This window comes from Oceanobacillus sp. J11TS1, assembly GCF_018333215.1.
Lineage (GTDB): Bacteria > Bacillota > Bacilli > Bacillales > Amphibacillaceae > Oceanobacillus.
In genome coordinates, this window is record NZ_BORO01000005.1 from 40,750 (window position 1) to 62,480 (window position 21,731).

The following is a 21,731-nucleotide window of genomic DNA, read 5'->3' on the forward strand; positions in this document are numbered from 1 at the left end:
ATTTTATGTGCGTTTTTCTAAGATAAGACATAAATAGAAGGTGATCGTATGCAGACAGGTAAGGAAAAGAATACACCTATCTCTCCTCATATTGAAGATACATATGCATATATGAAAAAGAGAATAGGTTTAGAAAAATCCTATGATTTAGGATACAGGGAATTAGTTGTTTTGGACCGACGTGTGCAGCTTTATTATGTTACTGGTTTAACGGATACCTCGGTTGTACAAGAAGTATTAAAAGTAATGATTGAAGTAAACGATAATGAATCGGAAAGTGATCGTCTTGGAGAGATTGTTGAAAATAGATTAGTCCACCAGCAGGTTACACCAGTCAAAACAATGGATGAAGCCGTTGACCAGGTGCTTAGTGGACTGATTGCTGTATTTATTGACGGGAAGAATTACGCGCAAATTGTGGACGTCCGTAATTATCCTGGCAGAACTCCAGAAGAACCAGACACGGAGAAAGTGATTCGAGGCTCGAGGGATGGTTATACAGAAAATATTGTAGAAAATACTGCACTTACTAGACGACGCTTGCGAGATGAGAATTTACGAAATGAGATGCTAAAGGTTGGTGAACGATCTAAAACAGACGTTTGCATCACTTATATTGAGGATGTTGCAAATCCCAACTTAGTAAAGTTTTTAAAAGATAAGATTGAAAGTATTCAAGTAGATGGTATGTCAATGTCTGATAAATCGCTGGAAGAATTTTTAATGATTCGGAAATGGAACATTTATCCTCTCGTGCGCTACACGGAGAGACCTGATGTTGCAACGAGTCATTTATTAGAAGGTCATGTAATTCTCTTTGTTGATACGTCTCCGAGTGCCATTATTGTTCCAACAACTTTTTTCCATCATTTGCAGCACGCAGAAGAATATCGGCAAGCACCCTCGATAGGGACGTTTATCCGCTTTATTCGTTTTCTTGCTGTATTCGCAGCTTTATTTTTACTGCCAACCTGGCTGTTGTTTGCCATGGAGCCTTCGTTACTGCCACAAAATTTAAGTTTTATCGGTCCGAATGATGAAGGGAATGTGCCTGTAGCTATTCAAATTATTCTAGCAGGTGTAGGAATAGAGTTTTTAAGAATGGCGGCAATACATACGCCAACGCCTTTATCTACAGCGATGGGTCTGATTGCAGCTGTATTAATTGGTGAGATTGCTATTGAAGTTGGGCTTTTCTCACCAGAGGTTATTTTGTATGTTTCGACGAGCGCCATTGGAAATTATGTAACGCCTAGTTATGAATTAAGTGTTGCAAATAAGGTGATTACCCTATTTCTGGTGCTAATGGTGGAATTATTTGGTTTACCTGGATATATGATTGGTATTACACTTTATATTTTATTTATGGTGCAGATTAGATCGTTAAGAACGCCTTATATGTGGCCATTGCTTCCTTTTAATTTCAAAGCAATGAAGCATGTTTTGTTCCGTATCCCGGTTCCAAATTCAAAGCATCGTCCCAGTATTGTTCACCCGCGCAATAATTACCGCCGGCCATAGATTAGTAAAGAGAGCAGTTCTGTGATATATAAATAAAATGTTTCGATTAGTTGGATAAGTAAAAACGGCGGCTGTGTGCGTAGATTGCGTTTTGTACAAGATAGAAAATGTTGTGATTATTTTTTCTCCAAGGTAAGCCGTGTCAATTTTGGTGCGGCTTGCGCTTTTCTAACATTTTAAGCTGTATTCAGATTTAGGCTTTCTTTATTTACTGTATTGTGTTAAAGTATTTTATTATTTGAATAATGGGGGAAAAAGAATGATACTTGATGCACACCCCTTTAAAGTTAATACGAAGGGACATTTAGAAATTGGTGGTGTTGATACCGTCGAATTAGCGGAAAAATACGGTACACCTTTATACGTCTACGATGTAGAAATGATTCGTAACCATGCCAGAGCATTTGTTCAAGCATTTCGTGAGGCAGGCATTCGTGGTAAAGTTGCCTATGCAAGTAAGGCTTTTTCTTCGGTTGCTATGCTACAAGTGGCAAAGCAAGAAGGATTGTGCTTAGATGTCATTTCTGAAGGAGAATTATATACCGCGCTTCTAGCCGATTTTCCAACAGAACGAATCCATATGCACGGAAATAATAAAAGTGAAAAAGAAATTGCTATGGCAGTAGAACATGAAATAGGCTGTATTGTTATTGATAATTTCCATGATATTGATTTATTAGATGTAGAGCTCATCAAGCAGAGTAAGACAATGAATGTGCTCTTACGAGTTACACCAGGTGTCGAATCAAAGACGCATAAATATATAATGACTGGAAATGAAGATTCAAAATTTGGGTTTGATTTGCAAAATGGGCAAGCCGAAGAAGCGTTAAAAATGCTTTTAAATCATCCAAGAATACATGTAAAAGGGCTTCATTGCCATATTGGCTCCCAAATCTTTGGAACAGAAGGGTTCCGAGTAGCAGCAGATATACTGTTTGCTAAATTGGAAGAATGGAAACGAAAATATCAATTTATATCAGAAGCTTTAAATTTAGGTGGCGGCTTTGGCATTCGCTACACAAAAGAGGACCAGCCTCTTCCACTTGCGGAATACGTTAAAGATATGGTTCAAAGTGTAGAACAAAACTGTGAAAAATATCAAATGAAGCTTCCTGAAGTTTGGATTGAACCAGGACGATCAATTGTAGGCGATGCAGGGATTACACTTTATTCTATTGGGGCCAATAAAAATATTCCTGGAGTAAGAGAATATTATTCTATTGATGGCGGTATGACGGATAATATCAGACCGGCTTTATACCAGGCAAAGTATGATGCGGTAATTGCAAATCGCCCGACAGCACCAATTGAAAAGGAAGTCTCTATTGCAGGGAAATGCTGTGAATCTGGGGATATGCTAATTTGGGATTTACCAGTGCCCCAAATTAGGGATAAAGATATCTTAGCTGTTTTGGCAACAGGCGCCTATAATTATTCTATGGCCAGTCATTATAACCGCTTGACGAAACCGGCAGTCGTTTTTATAGAAGATGGGCAGGATCATCTTGTTGTTCGCAGAGAGACCTATCAAGATATTGTCAAAAATGACTTGTCATATGAGCGTATAAATAGTTTTACTTAAGGAGAATAAGTGATAGAATAGAGTGTAGTTGTTTTTAAAGAAACAGATATTTTTAAAAGGGGAATTGCTAAGATGAAAAAAGGCTATATTGAAATGGAAAATGGTAATAAAATTGAATTTGAATTATATCCAGATGAAGCACCAAATACGGTAGCTAACTTTGAAAAATTAGCAAATGAAAAGTTTTATGATGGTTTAACTTTCCACCGTGTGATTCCTGGATTCGTCAGTCAAGGAGGCTGTCCGAATGGAACCGGCACAGGTTCTGCGGGATATACGATTAAATGTGAAACGGAAGGAAATCCGCACAAGCACGAAGAAGGTTCCTTATCTATGGCGCACGCAGGTAAAGATACTGGAAGTTGCCAGTTCTTTATTGTGCATGAGCCCCAGCCACACTTGGATGGAGTTCATACCGTTTTCGGAAAAGTAACATCAGGTATTGAACATGCTAAAGCAATGTCTAATGGTGATGTGATGAAAGAAATTCGCATTGAGGGATAATTCACTTTGTAAGTAGAGGGATGGCCTAAGAGGGAAGATAGTAAGCAATGATACTGATGTTGTCTTTTTAGCGAGGCGAAGTTAGTTCAGGTAATCTATTTTCTTACGGGACATCCCTTTTATACTTCCTTGACACTATAAGGAAATATAACTTTAACAAGGGCAACGCTGCCTATAAAGGCTTGAATTGCTAATTAATTTTAATAATGGTACTTTTCATTATACTTAAAATACGTTATACTTTCAGAGTGAATACTGATTGAAAGTTAAGAGGATTACCATACAAGAAATTAATGAGGGGTAATTATGCTAATTCGCTTTAAAAGAAACTTAGAAAAGATTGCAATGGGTTTACTATCATTTATGCCTGAAGAAAAAGATGTAAAAAAACTGCAAGAAACCATTCGTGAGTATGAAGAAAATGATAATTGGCATTTGCATTTATGGAAAGAGGACGATGATGTTCTTGGAGCGATAGGTGTTCAAATTTTAAATGAAAGTCAATTAATTATCAGACACCTTACCGTAAATCCCTCTCATAGGGATCAGGGAATAGGTTCACAAATGGTAGCAGAAATTCATCGTATTTATTCGGACAAATATGAGATCGAGCCTGCTCAAAATGTCAAAGATTTTTATGAAAAATCAATGGATTCATTGTGAAATTGGTCTTTATCAAAGGTTAAAGTATAAAAAGCCAGCCCTTATAACTCGGGTTGGCTTTTCATTCGTTGCTATATCGATCTTATTTGAGATAAAATCTTAGTACCAAGCTGCTCCTACGATTACTAATAAAATAAATAGAACAACGATTAAAGCAAATCCACCTGCATAACCACCTGAATATCCACCACTCATTTTATTTCCTCCTTTTTAATTCAATCCATAAATGTTTTGTGCTAACATTTATATTACGTTATAACTTATGTAAGCTCTGTTAAGAGTGTATGGGCTTTTGCGATTTTTTTAAAACGTTTTTTAGGATAACTAAAATTAACACGTTGTTTTACAAAGCTTGAGAGGAATTACAAAAATGATTCAAGGATATGAAGTTAAATTAGACACATTTGAAGGTCCTTTGGATTTGTTACTTCATTTGATAAATCAATATGAAATAGATATTTACGATATTCCGGTCGCTCAGATTACACAGCAGTATATGGATTATATTCACACCATGCAGCATTTGGAACTAAATATCGCAAGTGAATATCTGGTTATGGCGTCCACTCTGCTTGCGATAAAAAGCCAGATGCTTCTTCCAAAGCAAGAATTTGAAGAGGAAGAGATGGATGAAGCGTATATGGAAGATCCCCGAGAAGAATTAATGCAGCGTTTAATTGAATATCGAAAATATAAAGAGGCTGCAGAGGCATTAAAAGAACGAGAAGTTGCGGATCAGCAAATTTACACACGTTCGCCAGTGGTGTTTGATTTCAAAGACGTTCCAATGGAAAATGCGAATGCAGGAAATGCATCTATTTTTGATATGATCAGCGCCCTAAAAAAAATGATGCAGCGAAATCAATGGAAAGAACCAAAGGATACGGTCATTCAACGTATAGATATTCCAATAGAAAAGCGGATGGAAGAAGTATTACAACAGGTTAGCAATAGTGAAAATGGTGTATTATTTAATGCTTTGTTCCCTGTCCCGACAAAATCATATATCGTAACAACCTTTGTGGCTATTTTAGAACTAATGAAAAAAAGACAAGTTTATGCAATACAAGAACAACACTTTGAAGAATTATATGTTTTTAAGATGGAGGAGTCATCGTGGAATTAGAGCATTTAAAAGGGGTTGCGGAAGGTCTGTTATTTGCCAGCGGGGATGAGGGCATAACAGTTGGCGAACTCAGTAACGTCCTCGATGTTTCCCTAGACACTGTACGGCAAATAATAGATGAACTACAAACAGACTATAAAAAGCAGAATCGCGGTTTAATGATTCTTAATGCTAATGGGATGCTGAGTTTAGCGACGAAGCCTGAACATAATGATTATTTTAAAAAATGGGTTATCCAGCCAAAGCCAAATAGAATGTCCCAAGCTGCATTAGAGACATTAGCAATTATTGCTTATCAGCAGCCGATAACGAGAGCCGAAATTGATGAAATACGCGGTGTTCGCAGTGAAAGACCATTGCAAACATTAATCTCTCGGATGTTAATCGAAGAATGTGGCCGAAAAGAAACAATCGGCCGACCAACACTTTTTCAGACAACCAAAGAATTCCTTACTTTTTTTGGTTTATCTACATTAGATGAATTACCTGAATTGGAAAGTGCCTTAGAGCCAGAAACAGATACCGAAGATGTTGATTTGTTTTTCGATCGGTTTCAAGATGAATAAATATAAAGTAGAAGCCCTTGTGGATGAGTGAAAGATACTTATCTATAAGGGCTTTTGTTTTATTAGAAAATGAGATTGTCGTCTAAAGCTATGTATATAGCTTTAGTTGACCTTCCTACTTTTCGTTAACATACATAATAGCTTGTTTCATACATATAAATGAACAAGAAGTTTTTATTAGACTAGTTACAAGGAGAGAGTAGAAAACATCTAAGAAATGAAGCTTGATCTAATGGGGAGGAACCAATCTGATGCGTTTTTTTGTTTGGATGGTCATATTTATTTTTAGTTTTTTATCTTTTCCAATTCACGGACATGCTGCGCCTAGCGTGTCAGCACAGCATGCCATTCTGATTGAACAGTCATCTGGCAGAGTATTGTTTGAAAAAAATGCAGTTGAACAAGCATCTATTGCCAGTATTACAAAAGTAATGACAGCTATTATTGCTATTGAGTCTGGAAAAATGAACGAAGAGGTCACTGTTTCGAGAAACGCAATTTATACAGAAGGATCATCTATTTATCTAGAACAAGGTGAGAAAATGACCTTAAAGGATTTGGTATATGGACTAATGCTGCGATCAGGAAATGATGCAGCTGTGGCTATTGCTGAACATGTAGGGGAGAGTGAAGAGGGATTTGTTTATTTAATGAATGAAAAAGCTGACTGGCTTGGAATGAAAAATACACATTTTGATAATCCCCACGGCCTTGACTCTGAAACGCATTACTCCAGTGCGCATGATATGGCAATTTTAATGCAATATGCGATGGAAAATCCTATATTCCAAGAAATAAGCGGTGAGACAAGGTATCTGTCGGAAAATAGATCTTACTACTGGCAGAATAAAAATAAACTTCTAACCCGGCTTTATGCTTATTGTACCGGAGGGAAGACTGGCTACACAAAGCAGACAGGGCGAACGTTACTTACGACAGCTGAAAAGGATGGGATGGAATTAATTGCTGTTACTCTCAATGCTCCCGATGATTGGCAAGATCATATCGCCATGTTTGAATGGGGATTTGACCAGTTTGAAATGAAGGAAGTCGATAGGAATGGGGATGTGGTCACGGATACAAAAAATCCTTCAAAAAATACAGTAACTGTTCCGCTTCGAAGGGAGGGGAATGATTCGTGGGCAAAAGAAATCTATTTAAAAAAGCAAGCGCCTCTTCCTAAAACAAGCAATACTGCGCAAGTACAAAATAATGATAATTCCACATACCAAGATAGTAATGGTTTTCTTGACCAGGTACAACATGTATTTCATTTGATTGTAAGGTGGGATATAGATGATTAATTGGATTTGGATCTGCATGGCTGCCATTGGGATTATTTATGCCATGTTTTCAGGAAACATGGAAGCCGTAAACCAAGCCATATTTGATAGTGCGGCACAGGCAGTGACCTTAGCAATAGGACTTATCAGTATTTTAGTATTTTGGTTAGGTATGATGCGGATTGCTGAGGAAGCAGGTATTTTAAAAGGTCTTGCAAAGCTGTTTCGGCCAATTGTAACTAAAATTTTTCCGGAAATACCGAAAGATCACCCTGCTTTAGGCTATATTTTATCCAATTTAACAGCCAATATGTTTGGATTGGGAAATGCAGCAACTCCTTTAGGAATTAAAGCAATGGAAGAAATGAAGAAGCTCAATAATCATTCGGATACGGCCTCACGTTCTATGATTACTTTCCTTATTTTGAATACAACTGGATTAACTCTGATTCCAACCACTGTTATCGGAATTAGAATGCAATATGAATCAGCCTCTCCTACACAAATTGTTGGTGTCACTTTATTGGTCACTTGTATAGGGACCATTATTGGACTAATCATTGATCGAATATTTTATTATAAAAGTAAGTGGAGGAAATCATGATGGGTTTTATCAGTTTAATTAGCATTTGGATTATACCATGCTTTATTTTAATGATTATGATAGCAGCAAGTATTCGAAAATTACCTGCATACGATTTATTTGTTGAGGGAGGAAAGGAAGGCGTTAAAACAGCTGTTTCTTTGCTTCCTTTTTTAGTTGGAATGATTACGGCTATTTCGATACTCCGAAGCTCCGGTGCTTTAGATGCATTTGTACAGTTACTGTCCCCGGTATTAGCCTTTATTGGATTTCCTGCAGAAGTTTTACCACTCGCATTAATACGTCCGATATCTGGCACAGCAGCGTTAGGTATGACAACGGAAATCATCGCAACCTATGGTCCAGACTCCTTTATCGGGTTACTTGCTTCTGTTATGCAAGGAAGTACGGACACGACTTTATATGTTCTTACCATTTACTTTGGAGCAATTGGTATTAAAAAAACTCGCTATGCACTGCAAGTTGGATTAATTGCGGATTTATTTGCTATACTTGTAGCTGTTTTTCTTGTTACAATGATGTTTGGATAAAGAAAAGCTAGCGATAAATAATAGAAAACAAGGACTAGAACTTTCCTAATGTATAAAAAAAGGCTATGATGAGGATATGTGAAAAATTATATTTCATCATAGGCTTTCCTGTTATATGGAAAAAACAAAAAATAGATTGGGGATTTATATGGCAAAGCATGAAGAAAGATTACAGAAAGTTATTGCTCAAAGTGGTTTGACATCACGAAGAAAAGCAGAGCAGCTAATTCTTGAAGGTAAAGTTAAAGTGAATAATCAATTAGTAACCGAGATGGGCGTAAAGGTTAGCCCTGAAGATAAAGTAGAAGTTGACGGTGTTCCCCTTGAAAAAGAGAATCTAGTGTACTATTTACTGTATAAACCAAGGGGCGTTATTTCGAGTGTTAAAGATGATAAAGGCAGAAAAGTTGTTACAGACCTTCTCCCGGGTGTAGAAGAAAGAATTTTTCCTGTTGGCAGATTGGATTATGACACTTCAGGTATACTCCTTTTGACAAATGATGGTGAATTTGCGAATCAGTTGATGCACCCAAGTAAAGAGATTAATAAAGTATATGTAGCAAAAGTGAAAGGTATTCCTCATAAACAAGCGTTATTAAAATTGCAAAAAGGTGTTATATCCGATGGGGAGAAGTTAAAGGCGGTCCATGCGAAACTCTTATCCAGTGATAAAGACAAGAAAACATCGATACTCGAGTTGACGCTGCATGAAGGGAAAAATAGACAAGTACGCAGAATGCTTGAGGCAATAGGGTTTCCAGTCATGAAACTGAAACGGGAACAATATGATTTTCTTACGTTACATGGGTTAAATGCCGGGGAATATAGGGCACTAACACCGAAAGAAGTTAATCAGCTTCGGTCAACGTCCACAAAATTGTAAGATAATAGTCAAATTTAAACGCTTTAGCAGGTGGTATAATCAGTTGAGAAAGGGGATGAATACTGTTGGAAAAAGAAGAAAAGAAAATAAATAAACAGAAAAAGAAACGTAATCGTTTTATTTTTCGTTCTTCTATCTTAGCCATCCTGATTGCTGCTGTTATATTTGCACTCTTTTCTAATTCAAAAGATGAAGAAATAATATATCGCGCTGGTGATACAGCTCCGGATTTTAGACTAAGTCAAATAAATGATGGTGTTGATGCAGAAATGACCCAACTTAGTGATTTCAAAGGAAAAGGCGTCATGCTGAACTTTTGGGCTACGTGGTGCGGACCATGCAAACAAGAAATGCCATATATGCAGGAGCTATACCCAGCGTATAAGGAGAAAGGAGTCGAAATCGTTGCCATCAGTCTAGATAGCACGGAATTAGTAGTCGATAATTTTATCGAAGAATATGGTTTGACCTTTGCAATTCCTCATGATACAAATGGCAATGTCAGAGATTTATATCGAATTAAACCGATGCCAACAACATTCTTTATTAATCCGGATGGGACGATAGAAGAAATTGTTCAAGGCGCGCTGACATTAGATAAATTAGAAGGACACTTGGATGCAATTACACCTGATGCATCATGATCATCCATGAGAATGGAGGAAGACAATGAATAAAATTAAGTGCGAATGCGGACATATCAATCCGGAAGGCACCGTATTATGTGAGGCATGCGGAAAGCCGGTTGAAGAGAACCAGCATATCGATGGCAATGACGATAAGAAACTGCTAAACATGCGATATGATGGAAGCGCTCGGCGTTCACAAACGTTTAAAAAATCATTAATCGATAAAATTTGGGGATTTTTCTCATCTGTAAAAGTTGGCGTTTGGCTTATCGTCCTTACGTTAGTTGCTTCTATATTTGGGACCATTTTTCCGCAAGAGCAGTTTATACCACAGGATGCGGTATCAAGAGATCCGGCTATCTTTTATGAAGATCGTTACGGTATTTTCGGATTGATATATTATCAACTAGGTTTTCATCATATGTATAGTTCTTTATGGTTTATCATTTTAATTGCTTTAATTGGGGTATCATTGGTTATTTGCAGTTTAGATCGATTTATACCACTTTTTAGAGCGCTTCGAAACCAAAAACCGAAAAAACATAAGAAGTTTTTATCTAAACAACGTTTGTATAGTGAATCATCCAACGTGGACGATGCTGATATAGACAAGCTCGTTAAAAATCTGAAGAAATCAAGATATAAAATTACAGAAGAAGATGGACATGTTCTAGCAGAAAAAGGACGTTTTTCTCGTTGGGGCCCTTACGTAAACCATATAGGTCTCATTATTATTTTAATTGCCGCTATTTTGCGGTCAACGCCGATCATGTTCTCTGAAGATTATATGTGGGTTCGTGAAGGAGAACAGAGAGTGATTCCCGGCACGAATAATAAATATTACATAGAGAATAAGGATTTTATATTGGAAACACAAAATGCAAATGATGAACGTTTTCAGGAAGCTTCCTTAGAAGAGGAGATTCCAGTTAATTATCAAACGGACGTTGTTATTTATGAAGCAAAGAATGCAGATGTCGTAGGTGCGGAGCCAGAACTGGAACCAATATTGACCTATTCTATTCAAATGAATAATCCAGCAAAGTTTGATAAGTACACGCTCTATCAGCAAGGTTATCAGTTAAATGAGTTTAAAAATATGAGCTTTAAAATTCATGAGACGGATGATGAAAAAGAAGAATCTCTGGGCAATTTTACAATTGATTTGACCAATCCAGAGTCTGTTTATGAATTAGATAGTGGTTTCCGGGTGGAGTTAACAAATTATTACCCCGATTATATTATGACGGAAAACGGAAACCCTGCTTCTGAAACAGATCACCCTAGAAATCCAGCTTTTGTTGTAACGGTATACCCTCCGGACTCCGATGAGGGCGAAGTCAGCTTTCTTGGAATTGGTAAGAACATTGATGCTACTGGGGAAAATGAATATAAAGTAGCTATTGAAGATGTGGAATTCCGTGATGTAAGCGGGATTGCGATTAGTTCTGACCGGACGCTTCCATTTTTTATTTTAGGAGCAACGATATTCATGATCGGGGTTATCCAAGGAATGTATTGGCAGCACCGCCGAGTGTGGATTAATAGAGATAAAGATGGCTCTCTTCTCTTAGCAGCCCATACGAATAAAAACTGGTACGGGATCAAACGTGATATTGAAAAAGCGATTGAAGGTACAAATGTGTCAATGGCTAGAGATCAACAAGAGTTAGATGAATAGGAAGAAGTGTCTGTATAAGAGAATGGAACTGGAATAAATGGTGGGAGGTAAGTAAATGGATTTATATAGTATTAGCAGTAACGCGCTGTTAACTGCGTTTATTCTGTATTTGCTTGCAACATTTTTCTTTGGCGGGGCAATCCGTCAAAATAAAAGTGAACGTAATAAGCAAACCAAAACAGGGACGATTGGCTTAGTTATCACCATAATAGGCTTTGTTTCCCAACTAGTTTACTTTATTACAAGATGGGTCATAACAGGACATGCTCCTGTAAGTAATCTTTTTGAGTTTACTACTTTCTTAGGAATGTCAATGATTTTTGCATTTATTATTATTTACATCTACTATAAAAATGCATTTTTAGGAGTATTTGCATTACCATTAGCAACAATTATTATTGCTTATGCAAGTATGTTCTCAACAGATGTCGTACCGCTGCAGGCATCCTTGCAAAACTATTGGCTGTCCATTCACGTGACGACGGTAGCATTAGGGCAAGGGATATTGTTTATCAGTTTTGTTGCTGGACTAATGTATTTAATTCGTCAAATTGATCAAACCAAGCTTTCCTGGCGAAATGTAATGCTTGAGCTTGTTATTTATTGCATCTTTTTATTTATTGGTTTTATTGCTGTTACAACTATTTTTAACGTGCTTTCCTATGAAGCTACTTTTGAAGTGGAGAGAGATGGCCAGCTTGTCATAGCAGAGTATCATTTACCGCCTATTGCAGCGCCGAAAGACAGTACACTATTGTCTGAAAACGTAATGAAATCCTGGTTTGAAGCACCAGCCTGGATGCATGGTGATGAGGCTGGCAGAAAGTTAAATACAGTGATCTGGTCCTTCTTTGGGGGAAGCCTCATTTATGGTCTTGCCTTATTAATTTCACGCAGGCGGATTGGTGAAAGATTGCAGCCGCTTTTAAAGGGTGTCAAACCGGACATGCTTGATGAAATTATGTATCGTTCCGTTGCAATTGGTTTTCCTGTCTTCACGTTAGGTGGATTAATCTTCGCTGCAATTTGGGCACAAATTGCTTGGGGCAGATTCTGGGGATGGGATCCAAAAGAAGTTTGGGCATTAATTACTTGGTTCTTCTATGCAGCATTTCTTCATTTACGACTTTCGAGAGGTTGGCATGGAGAAAAATCTGGTTGGTTAGCAGTTATAGGGTTTGCGATAATTATGTTCAATCTAATTGTAGTAAATCTAGTACTAGCAAGCTTACACTCCTATGCCTAAGGAGATTTGCTAGAAGAGACAGATGAAAGATGCGTTGAAAAAGAGAATTGTTATCAAACCGTTGATAGCAGTTCTTTTTTTCTATGTGGACAGTCTAATAAAGCCTTTTATTACCCACAGATGGTCTAGAAAAGAGAGGATACTCTTAATTCCTTAACTTTTCCAATAGGTTCGTTTATAATGCTAATTAGAGTTGAAATGAGGAGTGAATTGGAATGAGTGAAGCTCAGAAATTATTAGTAGTAGATGATGAAGAAAGAATCCGTCGTTTAATAAAAATGTATTTAGAAAAAGAAGACTTTGAAATTGATGAAGCTGCTGATGGAAAAACAGCCTTAGAGATGGCTCTACAAAATAATTACAGCGCCATCATCCTAGATATTATGATGCCAGAGATGGATGGGATCGAAGTTTGTGAAGAACTGAAAAAAGAAAAAGACACTCCAGTCATTATGTTAACAGCAAAAGGAGAGGAATCGAATCGTGTTCAAGGATTTGAAGTAGGAGCGGATGATTATATCGTCAAACCATTTAGTCCTAGAGAAGCTGTACTGCGTGTGAAAGCCATCTTACGAAGAGTTTCTAACATAAATTATCAGCAATCCTATACTACTGCCAAAAATTTATTGGTATTCCCGCATTTAACTATTGATCATGATGGTCATCGCGTCACGGCAGATAACCAAGAAGTCAGTTTGACACCAAAAGAATACGAACTGCTTTGTTTCTTAGCTAGTTCACCGGACAAAGTATTCAATCGGGAGCAATTATTAAAAGAAGTATGGCAATATGAATTTTTTGGCGATCTCCGCACAGTAGATACGCATGTGAAGCGATTACGTGAAAAATTAAATTCTGTCTCACCGCAAGCAGCTAAAATGATTGTGACAGTATGGGGAATCGGCTATAAATTTGAGGTTGAGCAAGACTAATGTTTTGGAAAAGTGTCGTTGGAAAACTGTCATTAACCATCTTATTATTAGTATCGTTTGTCTTGAGTGTGTTAACTTTCTTTTTAATGCAGTTTTTTGAAACGTATCATATACAAGAGGCTGAAAATGACATGACACAAATGGCTAATAAAATTTCATCATTGGTTGATTCGGATTATGATGTTTCTTTTATTGAGGATGCGACGGAGATGTTAAGAGATCCGTCTAGCCGAATTGTAATTTACTATGCAAACGATAAGCAGTGGATTTCTGAAACCGATGATGCTGGTTTAGGTTTTATTGATGAACCATGGCTGCTTCATGATGAAGAGGGGCAGAACTTAATTAACCGAGCAGCTATCAAAACTTCAAATGGGTTCATAGCTGATAACAATGAAATTATTTCGGTAGGTGCCCCTTTAGAGAATGGAGGAGCAGTGTTTGTTTTCAAATCATTGGATATGATTAATGAAACGAGAGATCAGACAACAAAACTTATTTTGTTAAGTGCTGGAATTGCTATTTTGTTAACAACATTCTTTGCTGTCTTCCTATCCTCCCGCATCACCGCGCCATTAATGAAAATGCGTGAGGCAGCTTATAACTTAACCCGTGGAGAATTTCATACAAAAGTACCTGTTTTAACCCGTGATGAAATTGGAGATCTAGCAATTGAATTTAACCGTATGGGGAACCAATTAAATTATCACATTCAGGCTCTAAGACAGGAAAAAGAGCAGTTATCCAGTATTGTAAGCTCTATGGCGGACGGCGTATTTACGCTTAGTAGAGATGGAGAAATTATCGTAATGAATCCGCCAGCTAAGGCTTACTTAGATAATTGGAATTACGAGCATAATAAAGAGGATAATAAAGAAAAACAGCTCCCGGGTAAACTAAAGGATGCTCTAAATGAAGTAATTAACGAAGAAAAAGCTGTATTAAAGGAATCCATTGTACAAGGAAGAAACTATGTGATGCTGGTGACTCCTCTATATGATGAATCCTATGTCCGCGGCTGTGTTGCTGTTATCCGTGATATGACGGAAGAGCGCAGGTTGGACAAATTGCGAAAAGATTTTATAGCGAATGTTTCTCATGAATTACGGACACCTATTTCCATGCTTCAAGGGTATAGTGAAGCGATTGTCGATAATATTGCAGAAACAAAAGAAGAGAAGAATGAACTGGCTAAAATCATTTATGAAGAATCTTTACGGATGGGCAGACTTGTAAATGAACTGCTTGATTTAGCAAGAATGGAAGCTGGCCAAATTCAATTACATGTCGATTCTGTTGCTGTTCAGGCCTTTGTGGAGCGGGTTGTTCATAAGTTCCAGGGACTTGCCCAAGAAAATGAAGTAGAGCTTTCACTGGATCTAGATATTCATGAACAAATTTGCGAAATGGATTCGGATCGAATTGAACAAGTTCTAACAAATTTAATTGATAACGCGCTGCGCCATTCTGTAAAAAACGGCAAAGTACAGGTCTATGCGAAAAGTAACGCAGATTCTTTCCATGTAGAAGTTCAAGATGACGGCAGTGGTATACCAGAAGAAGATTTGCCATTCGTATTTGAGCGTTTTTACAAGGCTGATAAGTCGAGAGTGAAAAAAGAGAAACAGGGAACTGGCTTGGGACTCGCTATTGCTAGGAATATTATTGAAGCTCATCATGGGAAAATTCGAGTGAAAAGTAAATTAGATATTGGTACAACATTTAGTTTTGAAATACCTATGAAGCATTCCTAAAAAAGGATGGATATGTTAATATAATAACGTATATAAAATATCTAATATGAATAAGGTTAATGGAGAAGGGAATTCAGTGAAAATCTGAAGCTGTCCTCGCAACTGTAAAAGGTACGAAATAAGCGATCCACTGTACAATACTGTATGGGAAGGGCTTAAAGTAGGAAGAACCTTGAGCCAGTAAACCTGCCATTAGCCTCAGATTCCATACTTCGAGGTCAAGTAGCTGGATTGGACGAGATAATCAGGGATATTTTGCCCATTTCTGCCTGTTGTTAAGACAGGTTTTCTCTACGGGATAAGAATGTATGGAATTAGGATGAGAGGAGATGGGGAAATGAGAAAGTGGTTAAAGTACTTTGGTGTGATGTTATTCGCTATTGCTCTTCTTGCAGGTTGTGGCAACAGCAATACAGAACAAAATTCACCCGAAGAAGATGCAAATTCCAATACGACAGTGAGTACGAACGAATCGAGCGGTGCAGATGAGGAACTTGCGGATAATGAAGTTCGTCTAACTGTAACAATTGACAATGGTACAGAAAATGTCACAGAAGAAGTCGTTGAGGTGGAAGAGGGAGCTATCCTTTTAGACGTATTGAAAGATACCTTTTATGTAGAAGAAGATAATGGGTTCATTACATCTATTGAACGTGTCTCAGATGATGAAGACGAAGGTAAGTATTGGATGTATACTGTAGACGGTGAGTCTGCGCCTGTTGGTGCAGGAGAGTACGAGCTAAATGGCGGCGAAGAAGTCGTATTTGATTTACAGTCAGTGGAATAAAAAATGAACACATATAAACTAACATTACTTGCATTGCTTGCAGCCTTAGCTGTAGTCGGCAGGTATGCATTTCAGTTCATCCCCAATGTACAACCTGTAACAGCCATTGTCATTTTAACGGGTATTTTTCTGGGACCTGTATCATCTGTTATTTTAGCGGTTCTAGTAGTTTTCCTTTCGAATATGTTACTTGGTATGGGAATCTGGACTGTTTGGCAAATTATTTCATGGTGTATCATTGGTTTAGCTGCAGGTATGATAGGAATTGGTTGGAAAAAGGTGCCATTAGGCTTCCTTGTTCTTTTTTCTGTAGTTAGCGGCTATTTTTATGGATTTATTATTTCGTTAACAACGTATCAAGTTACTGGACATTTCTGGCCTTATTATTTGGCAGGACTTCCTTTTGACACTGCACATGCAGTTGGTAACGGCGTGTTTATTGTACTTTTATATCCATTACTTCATTTTTTATTTCAAAGGTATGCAAAAAATAGATTCCGAATGAAACAATGAAAAAGCTGTCGATTTTTAATCGGCAGCTTTTTGCATTTTGGGAAACGCAAAGTTTTAGAGAAGCATTTGCGGAATCTTCCACTAGGTATAAACACTACATTAGCTAGAAAACTTTAGTTACCCGAATTCACCTTATTATTTATAAAATGAAAATCTATAAACAAATGTCTATTCGTGATATACTTTCTTTATGAAATAAAAAAGCATTACTCTGTGAAAGATTTTATTCTTCACATATGAAATAGGAGTTTAACAATGTCTGAATTTATGAGTTATGATGAAATTCTGGTGAAATGCCAAGAAATTAATACCAAATATGAAATCAATCAAGAACGCTTTGATGAAATTGTTGATTGTATAATAGATAATGAAGAAATGTCTGCTGATGAAAAAATTGCGAAAGCATTTGAGCGATTACTACAAGCAGTTAATAAAGAAATAGGCGATATGGAGACTACAGCGAGATTACAGCCGACTTGTCAGATGGGCTGTGCATTTTGCTGTTATTTTCCCATTGTTACAAATAAAATGGAGGCAAGGCTTATAAAAGATGCAATCGGCAAAATGCCTGAGAACCGAAAAAGTTTTATAGAAAACCATCTTTTAAATTATTATCAAACCTATCAAGATAAGATTAATGATCTACATGATTTAGACATTGCTACGGATCCAGATGCGAAATATACGTATAAAAAAGCTAATCTGCCCTGTCCATTTTTAAACTTGGAAACAAACGCTTGTACCATCTATGAAATACGGCCTTTACCGTGCAGGACGTATGTAAATTATACAGATCCTAAGGTATGCGCAGAGAATGTTATGCCAAAGGAAACGATTAGTTATGAGTTCTTGTATCAAGAATACATGGGAGCAATGAATGAGTTATTACAGTATCTATATGAAAATGAAAAAATAGAGAATGTAGATTATCCAGGGGACTTGTATCAAGAAGATTTATTAATAAACTGGATGAAAGAGGCTGTTCGTTAAGGTGAATTTAAGCTCCTGATTCGGGGGTCAACACCAAAATCGATGGTGGAAGTTGTCATCGAATATAAAAAGTTAGTTTATATAAATGTTTAAGTACGAACGGTGGTGTTAGGATGCTTTTCCAAGGAATTCTTATGGATTGTTTTCAAAAAATTAATAAAGAACGTACACCCGCAAGTGTTTATAATCTATTAATTGGAAAAAAAGCAATCCAAACCATACAAGATGCCAGGTTTTATCAAACTGCTAATTATTACGGAATTTATCCTTCCTTAGCCAAAGAGGATTATAATAAACAGGTGAGACAATTAGTTGAAGAAGACTATTTCGTTGAGGATAGTGAAAAAAAGCTGCAAATAACGAAAAAAGGAAAAACGTGGCTAGCATCTCATAGAGGATATTTAAATGGTTTTTATGGTTCAGAATACGCAAAGATGATAGAACCGTTTAAACAACGATTATTACTTTTTATTCAGACTCTGACGAATACAACTCAAAATGAGTATCGTTTCATTCCGATTACGGATCAATATGAAATCGAACAATTTGTTAAAAGTTGTTATAGAAAATATAAGCAACAGCCATCTGATGCGTTGAAACAAATTTATAAAGAATTAGAAAATGCCTTATCTTATCTAACCGATCAAGAAGCTTCGATGTTTGTGGACCGCATAACAAGTTTCCATTCTTATGGAAGCAGTTTACAGCAACTATCACAAGATTATCAGCTGGCTATTCCAGATTGTTTTTTAAGCATTCAAAAAGTGTTTTATCATTTGTTAAAGCTACAGGATGAAGATGGCAGGAATTATCCGATGCTGCACCTATTTACCAAAGGCCTGCATGCAGCGCATACGCCTTTGAGCCGAACAGCACAATCCACACTCTGCCTACTGAAAAAGAATCACTCTTTGGAGGAAATGATGCGAATTCGTCAGCTGAAATTGAATACGATACAGGATCATTTAGTGGAGATTGCTATGCATGAGGTAAATTTTCCTTTTTTTGATTATATAGACTCAACGATTTATGAAGAAATTAAAGAAGTAGTGGATCGAAAACAAACATATCGGCTTAAAGAAATTAAAAATAATATAAATCCTGCTATTAGTTACTTTCAAATTCGCTTAGCGCTGGTTTTATATAATCGATAAGGAGGGCGAGCATGATTCATCTAAAAGACGCATTGCATCACCATTTTAATTATGATGCTTTTCGGATCGGACAAGAGGAAATCATTTCAGATGTTTTACGTGGAGAAGATGTACTTGGGGTATTGCCAACAGGGTCTGGTAAGTCAATTTGCTATCAGCTGCCTGCTAAATTACTGGATGGCGTAACGATCGTTGTTTCTCCGTTGATTTCATTAATGATTGATCAAGTGAAGGAGTTAAAGGCTGCTTCTTTCAAAGAAGTAATTGCCTTAAATAGCTTTATGCCTTTTCATGAACAACAAAGAGCGTTAAATCATCTAGATTTATATCGACTTATTTATGTATCCCCGGAGTGGCTTCAGAAAAAGAACCATCAAAACTATTTGAAGCGATTGCAGGTTAAACTGTTTGTAGTGGATGAAGCACATTGTATATCGCAATGGGGACATGAGTTTCGTCCAGACTATCAACGGCTGCATGAAGTTATTGCAGAGCTAAATCATCCGCCTGTATTGGCGCTGAGTGCTACTGCAACACCTGACGTGCAAACGGATATTATTCAAAGTTTAAATAAACCAAATATGAAAAAGCATATTTATCCGATGGATCGAAAAAATATCGCTTTTTGTGTAGAAGAAGTTGAAAATGATCAACAGAAACTAGAACGTATTGAGGAAATAACAAAATCTTATTTGGTTCCAACGTTAATCTATTTTACAAGCAGGCAGTCTTCTGAAGAAGTAGCTTTATGGCTGCGTGCAAAACATCCTAACATGAATATCGCTTATTACCATGGCGGAATGGAAGCCTCGGAGCGATTAAGAATTCAACAGCAGTTTATGAATAATCAAATTGATATTATTTGTTGTACAAGCGCGTTTGGAATGGGAATCAATAAACCGGATATTCGATTAGTCATTCACTACCATCTTCCACTCCAGATTGAATCGTATATTCAAGAAGTAGGTAGAGCTGGCAGAGACGGGAATTCAAGTGTCGGAGTCATCCTTTACCATAAAGGGGATTTTAGATTATCAACAAATATGGTTAAAAATGAGTTGCCGACAATAGAGGATATTGACCGTTTAACCCGAACCATTTTAACCTATCAAAATAATCAAATCGATTTACCATCACCAGAACAGCTGCATATGTTAATTGATATTAATGAAGGAGCAGGGCGATTTATTCTAAGACAATTGCAAAAATATGAACTGGTCCGTGACAATGTATGGTTATTGGATGAACAGAAATGGAAGTCAGTGAGAGTGAAAATTATCCAAAACCTCGAGGAGCGGAAAATATACAAAAACGATAAACTAAACGAACTGTATCAATGGATTCGATCAGACGATTGTTTTAGGCAATCCCTTTATCAATCTTTTCAAAACGGCTTTCAAAAACCAGATGGCCAATGCTGTAGCAATTGTGGTTTTCATTGGAGTGATTGGTTACCTGAATCGTCTCTCAACACGGTAGAATCTCTTTCTCTGATGAATTGGCGCAACAAACTTCAAAAAATCCTAAATATTGAAGAGGGATAAGATGAAGCAGCACGTGTTGATAAAGCAAATGTCTAAGAGAGAATTAAGATTTCAGTTGTTTTTCTCACAAGGTTTCATTTTGCTTTTAACAATCATATTAAGCTTTTTGTTCTTCGACTCGTTTTTTGAATGGTTCCTTCTTTTTGAGTGGGATATTTCAGAAATACTGATTTATGGAGGATTATCTGGTGTTCTAATCGTTGTTATTGAACTTGTTCTTATTCGGATAACTCCAAAAAGGTACTGGGATGATGGTGGGATTAATGAGGCGGTGTTTCGTGATCAGCCAATAAGTTTTATATTCGTATTTACGTTTGTCGTGGCCATTTGTGAAGAGTTGTTATTTAGAGGTGTTATCCAAACAACATTTGGGTATATCGTAGCAAGTATTATTTTTGCAGTTGTTCATGTTAGATATTTAAAGAAGCCATTATTATTATTTATTGTCCTATTTATTAGTTTTTATTTGGGCTGGCTGTATCAATACACAGGTAATTTATTTGTTCCAATAATAATGCATTTTTTTGTTGACTTTATACTTGGGTTAGTTATACGGTTAAAGAAATGAGGTGTTGGCATTGAATATCAAACAAAATGACCAAGCAGAAGAATTGAGACAAGCTATTCAAGATGTGACGAAAAATAATGAAGAATCAGAGCTAGCTAGTTCAGAAGAAGATAAGCAAAAGGATGATTCATCTCCAGAAATTGATATATTGAATTTGCCGCCGAGAAATGAAGTACATAAAGATACAAGTAAAATGCGATTTAAAATAAATCTGTCCTTACTACGGTTTATTTTTATGGTTGTCTTGCTTCTTGCTTTAGCCGGCTTGATAATTTGGTTTGTTTAAGGGACGAAGCGTGGTCATCTTCCAGACAAGCATCAAATGGTTTAATGTGTCCATAAAATGTTATAATTAGTGTACAAGCATATAATAATTACCTCTGAAATATAATAGAGGTTGCCTAACAGAGGAGTCGGTTAAAGTCTTAGAGATGCGCGGGATAATGCGATAGTCCTGCCTGGATCAAGAGCTGCGGATTGAAACTTTAAGGCAGTGCGGGGCACCGCCAGCGAATTTCCCGCCTGTGGAGGTTAGTTGAATGCTTTCCAGTGATGGACCCTTTTTGTTAGAATTTTTGAACAACCTATAATAATGTGTATTCAAAAAGGAGGATAAAAAGGACCAAGTCGGCTAAGGTCGCAACGTCCTGTTGCAACGCCGACACTAG

23 protein-coding genes and 1 riboswitch are annotated in these 21,731 nt (G+C 37.0%); of the genes, 22 read left to right on the forward strand and 1 reads right to left on the reverse strand.

Annotated elements, in window-relative coordinates:
* Positions 1-48: 48 nt before the first annotated feature.
* The 4 genes from KI343_RS05700 to KI343_RS05715 all read left to right on the forward strand — a co-directional run bounded on the left by KI343_RS05700 (position 49) and on the right by KI343_RS05715 (position 4,273).
* Positions 49-1,521 (forward strand): spore germination protein, encoded by a 1,473-nt coding sequence (locus KI343_RS05700; protein WP_212925479.1) that lies wholly within the window; start codon positions 49-51, stop codon positions 1,519-1,521.
* Positions 1,522-1,780: 259 nt separating this feature from the next.
* Positions 1,781-3,106: a diaminopimelate decarboxylase gene (gene lysA, locus KI343_RS05705; protein WP_212925480.1), complete on the forward strand. Its 1,326-nt coding sequence runs from the start codon at positions 1,781-1,783 to the stop codon at positions 3,104-3,106.
* A 72-nt stretch (positions 3,107-3,178) separates the two neighbouring features.
* Positions 3,179-3,610: a peptidylprolyl isomerase gene (locus KI343_RS05710; protein ID WP_212925481.1), complete on the forward strand. Its 432-nt coding sequence runs from the start codon at positions 3,179-3,181 to the stop codon at positions 3,608-3,610.
* A 306-nt stretch (positions 3,611-3,916) separates the two neighbouring features.
* Complete coding sequence (locus KI343_RS05715) at positions 3,917-4,273, forward strand: GNAT family N-acetyltransferase (RefSeq protein ID WP_212925482.1); 357 nt, start codon at positions 3,917-3,919, stop codon at positions 4,271-4,273.
* 99 nt (positions 4,274-4,372) lie between these two features.
* Here KI343_RS05715 and KI343_RS05720 read toward each other — a convergent pair whose 3' ends face one another.
* Complete coding sequence (locus KI343_RS05720; RefSeq protein ID WP_212925483.1) at positions 4,373-4,468, reverse strand: YjcZ family sporulation protein; 96 nt, start codon at positions 4,466-4,468, stop codon at positions 4,373-4,375.
* Positions 4,469-4,643: 175 nt separating this feature from the next.
* Between KI343_RS05720 and KI343_RS05725 the strand changes: the two genes are divergently transcribed.
* The 18 genes from KI343_RS05725 to KI343_RS05810 all read left to right on the forward strand — a co-directional run bounded on the left by KI343_RS05725 (position 4,644) and on the right by KI343_RS05810 (position 21,349).
* Positions 4,644-5,399, forward strand: coding sequence for a segregation/condensation protein A (locus KI343_RS05725; protein ID WP_280530116.1), 756 nt, complete (start codon positions 4,644-4,646; stop codon positions 5,397-5,399).
* A complete protein-coding gene (gene scpB, locus KI343_RS05730; RefSeq protein WP_212925484.1) occupies positions 5,390-5,965 on the forward strand; it encodes an SMC-Scp complex subunit ScpB in 576 nt (191 codons plus the stop codon). The genes KI343_RS05725 and scpB overlap by 10 nt, the downstream gene beginning before the upstream one ends.
* 251 nt (positions 5,966-6,216) lie before the next feature.
* Positions 6,217-7,269, forward strand: coding sequence for a D-alanyl-D-alanine carboxypeptidase family protein (locus tag KI343_RS05735; protein ID WP_374705414.1), 1,053 nt, complete (start codon positions 6,217-6,219; stop codon positions 7,267-7,269).
* The gene (locus KI343_RS05740; protein ID WP_212925485.1) at positions 7,262-7,852 is read left to right on the forward strand and encodes a nucleoside recognition domain-containing protein; all 591 of its coding nucleotides are present in this window, start codon (positions 7,262-7,264) and stop codon (positions 7,850-7,852) included. Before KI343_RS05735 ends, KI343_RS05740 begins: the two co-directional genes overlap by 8 nt.
* Positions 7,852-8,382, forward strand: a complete 531-nt coding sequence (locus tag KI343_RS05745) for a spore maturation protein (RefSeq protein WP_212925620.1) — start codon at positions 7,852-7,854, stop codon at positions 8,380-8,382. The genes KI343_RS05740 and KI343_RS05745 overlap by 1 nt, the downstream gene beginning before the upstream one ends.
* A gap of 148 nt (positions 8,383-8,530) precedes the next feature.
* Complete coding sequence (locus tag KI343_RS05750; protein ID WP_212925486.1) at positions 8,531-9,265, forward strand: pseudouridine synthase; 735 nt, start codon at positions 8,531-8,533, stop codon at positions 9,263-9,265.
* A gap of 65 nt (positions 9,266-9,330) precedes the next feature.
* Positions 9,331-9,909, forward strand: coding sequence for a thiol-disulfide oxidoreductase ResA (gene resA / locus KI343_RS05755; RefSeq protein ID WP_212925487.1), 579 nt, complete (start codon positions 9,331-9,333; stop codon positions 9,907-9,909).
* A 25-nt stretch (positions 9,910-9,934) separates the two neighbouring features.
* A complete protein-coding gene (resB, locus tag KI343_RS05760) occupies positions 9,935-11,575 on the forward strand; it encodes a cytochrome c biogenesis protein ResB (RefSeq protein ID WP_212925488.1) in 1,641 nt (546 codons plus the stop codon).
* Positions 11,576-11,630: 55 nt separating this feature from the next.
* Positions 11,631-12,821: a c-type cytochrome biogenesis protein CcsB gene (gene ccsB / locus KI343_RS05765; RefSeq protein WP_212925489.1), complete on the forward strand. Its 1,191-nt coding sequence runs from the start codon at positions 11,631-11,633 to the stop codon at positions 12,819-12,821.
* A gap of 215 nt (positions 12,822-13,036) precedes the next feature.
* A complete protein-coding gene (locus tag KI343_RS05770) occupies positions 13,037-13,753 on the forward strand; it encodes a response regulator transcription factor (protein ID WP_212925490.1) in 717 nt (238 codons plus the stop codon).
* Positions 13,753-15,507 (forward strand): ATP-binding protein, encoded by a 1,755-nt coding sequence (locus KI343_RS05775; protein WP_212925491.1) that lies wholly within the window; start codon positions 13,753-13,755, stop codon positions 15,505-15,507. Before KI343_RS05770 ends, KI343_RS05775 begins: the two co-directional genes overlap by 1 nt.
* A gap of 43 nt (positions 15,508-15,550) precedes the next feature.
* A riboswitch (cobalamin riboswitch) is annotated at positions 15,551-15,715 on the forward strand.
* 129 nt (positions 15,716-15,844) lie between these two features.
* On the forward strand, positions 15,845-16,294 hold the full coding sequence (locus KI343_RS05780) for a DUF4430 domain-containing protein (protein WP_212925492.1): 450 nt from the start codon (positions 15,845-15,847) through the stop codon (positions 16,292-16,294).
* Positions 16,295-16,297: 3 nt separating this feature from the next.
* Complete coding sequence (locus KI343_RS05785) at positions 16,298-16,807, forward strand: ECF transporter S component (RefSeq protein WP_212925493.1); 510 nt, start codon at positions 16,298-16,300, stop codon at positions 16,805-16,807.
* Between the two features lie 255 nt (positions 16,808-17,062).
* Positions 17,063-17,797 carry a YkgJ family cysteine cluster protein gene (locus KI343_RS05790; protein ID WP_212925494.1) on the forward strand — a complete coding sequence of 245 codons (735 nt, stop codon included), beginning with the start codon at positions 17,063-17,065 and terminating at the stop codon, positions 17,795-17,797.
* A 113-nt stretch (positions 17,798-17,910) separates the two neighbouring features.
* Positions 17,911-18,951 (forward strand): YpbB family protein, encoded by a 1,041-nt coding sequence (locus KI343_RS05795; RefSeq protein WP_212925495.1) that lies wholly within the window; start codon positions 17,911-17,913, stop codon positions 18,949-18,951.
* An 11-nt stretch (positions 18,952-18,962) separates the two neighbouring features.
* A complete protein-coding gene (locus KI343_RS05800) occupies positions 18,963-20,495 on the forward strand; it encodes a RecQ family ATP-dependent DNA helicase (RefSeq protein ID WP_212925496.1) in 1,533 nt (510 codons plus the stop codon).
* Between the two features lies 1 nt (position 20,496).
* Positions 20,497-21,063 (forward strand): CPBP family intramembrane glutamic endopeptidase, encoded by a 567-nt coding sequence (locus KI343_RS05805; RefSeq protein ID WP_212925497.1) that lies wholly within the window; start codon positions 20,497-20,499, stop codon positions 21,061-21,063.
* Positions 21,064-21,073: 10 nt separating this feature from the next.
* The gene (locus KI343_RS05810) at positions 21,074-21,349 is read left to right on the forward strand and encodes a hypothetical protein (protein ID WP_212925498.1); all 276 of its coding nucleotides are present in this window, start codon (positions 21,074-21,076) and stop codon (positions 21,347-21,349) included.
* Positions 21,350-21,731: the final 382 nt, after the last annotated feature.

Excerpts from the sequence above, each read along its gene's own strand:
- KI343_RS05700 (WP_212925479.1), top strand. The coding sequence starts at position 49 with ATGCAGACAGGTAAGGAAAAGAATACACCTATCTCTCCTCATATTGAA.
- lysA (WP_212925480.1), top strand. The coding sequence starts at position 1,781 with ATGATACTTGATGCACACCCCTTTAAAGTTAATACGAAGGGACATTTA.
- KI343_RS05710 (WP_212925481.1), top strand. The coding sequence starts at position 3,179 with ATGAAAAAAGGCTATATTGAAATGGAAAATGGTAATAAAATTGAATTT.
- KI343_RS05715 (WP_212925482.1), top strand. The coding sequence starts at position 3,917 with ATGCTAATTCGCTTTAAAAGAAACTTAGAAAAGATTGCAATGGGTTTA.
- KI343_RS05720 (WP_212925483.1), bottom strand. The coding sequence starts at position 4,468 with ATGAGTGGTGGATATTCAGGTGGTTATGCAGGTGGATTTGCTTTAATC.
- KI343_RS05725 (WP_280530116.1), top strand. The coding sequence starts at position 4,644 with ATGATTCAAGGATATGAAGTTAAATTAGACACATTTGAAGGTCCTTTG.
- KI343_RS05735 (WP_374705414.1), top strand. The coding sequence starts at position 6,217 with ATGCGTTTTTTTGTTTGGATGGTCATATTTATTTTTAGTTTTTTATCT.
- KI343_RS05740 (WP_212925485.1), top strand. The coding sequence starts at position 7,262 with ATGATTAATTGGATTTGGATCTGCATGGCTGCCATTGGGATTATTTAT.
- KI343_RS05745 (WP_212925620.1), top strand. The coding sequence starts at position 7,852 with ATGGGTTTTATCAGTTTAATTAGCATTTGGATTATACCATGCTTTATT.
- KI343_RS05750 (WP_212925486.1), top strand. The coding sequence starts at position 8,531 with ATGGCAAAGCATGAAGAAAGATTACAGAAAGTTATTGCTCAAAGTGGT.
- resB (WP_212925488.1), top strand. The coding sequence starts at position 9,935 with ATGAATAAAATTAAGTGCGAATGCGGACATATCAATCCGGAAGGCACC.
- ccsB (WP_212925489.1), top strand. The coding sequence starts at position 11,631 with ATGGATTTATATAGTATTAGCAGTAACGCGCTGTTAACTGCGTTTATT.
- KI343_RS05770 (WP_212925490.1), top strand. The coding sequence starts at position 13,037 with ATGAGTGAAGCTCAGAAATTATTAGTAGTAGATGATGAAGAAAGAATC.
- KI343_RS05775 (WP_212925491.1), top strand. The coding sequence starts at position 13,753 with ATGTTTTGGAAAAGTGTCGTTGGAAAACTGTCATTAACCATCTTATTA.
- KI343_RS05780 (WP_212925492.1), top strand. The coding sequence starts at position 15,845 with ATGAGAAAGTGGTTAAAGTACTTTGGTGTGATGTTATTCGCTATTGCT.
- KI343_RS05785 (WP_212925493.1), top strand. The coding sequence starts at position 16,298 with ATGAACACATATAAACTAACATTACTTGCATTGCTTGCAGCCTTAGCT.
- KI343_RS05790 (WP_212925494.1), top strand. The coding sequence starts at position 17,063 with ATGTCTGAATTTATGAGTTATGATGAAATTCTGGTGAAATGCCAAGAA.
- KI343_RS05795 (WP_212925495.1), top strand. The coding sequence starts at position 17,911 with ATGCTTTTCCAAGGAATTCTTATGGATTGTTTTCAAAAAATTAATAAA.
- KI343_RS05800 (WP_212925496.1), top strand. The coding sequence starts at position 18,963 with ATGATTCATCTAAAAGACGCATTGCATCACCATTTTAATTATGATGCT.
- KI343_RS05805 (WP_212925497.1), top strand. The coding sequence starts at position 20,497 with ATGAAGCAGCACGTGTTGATAAAGCAAATGTCTAAGAGAGAATTAAGA.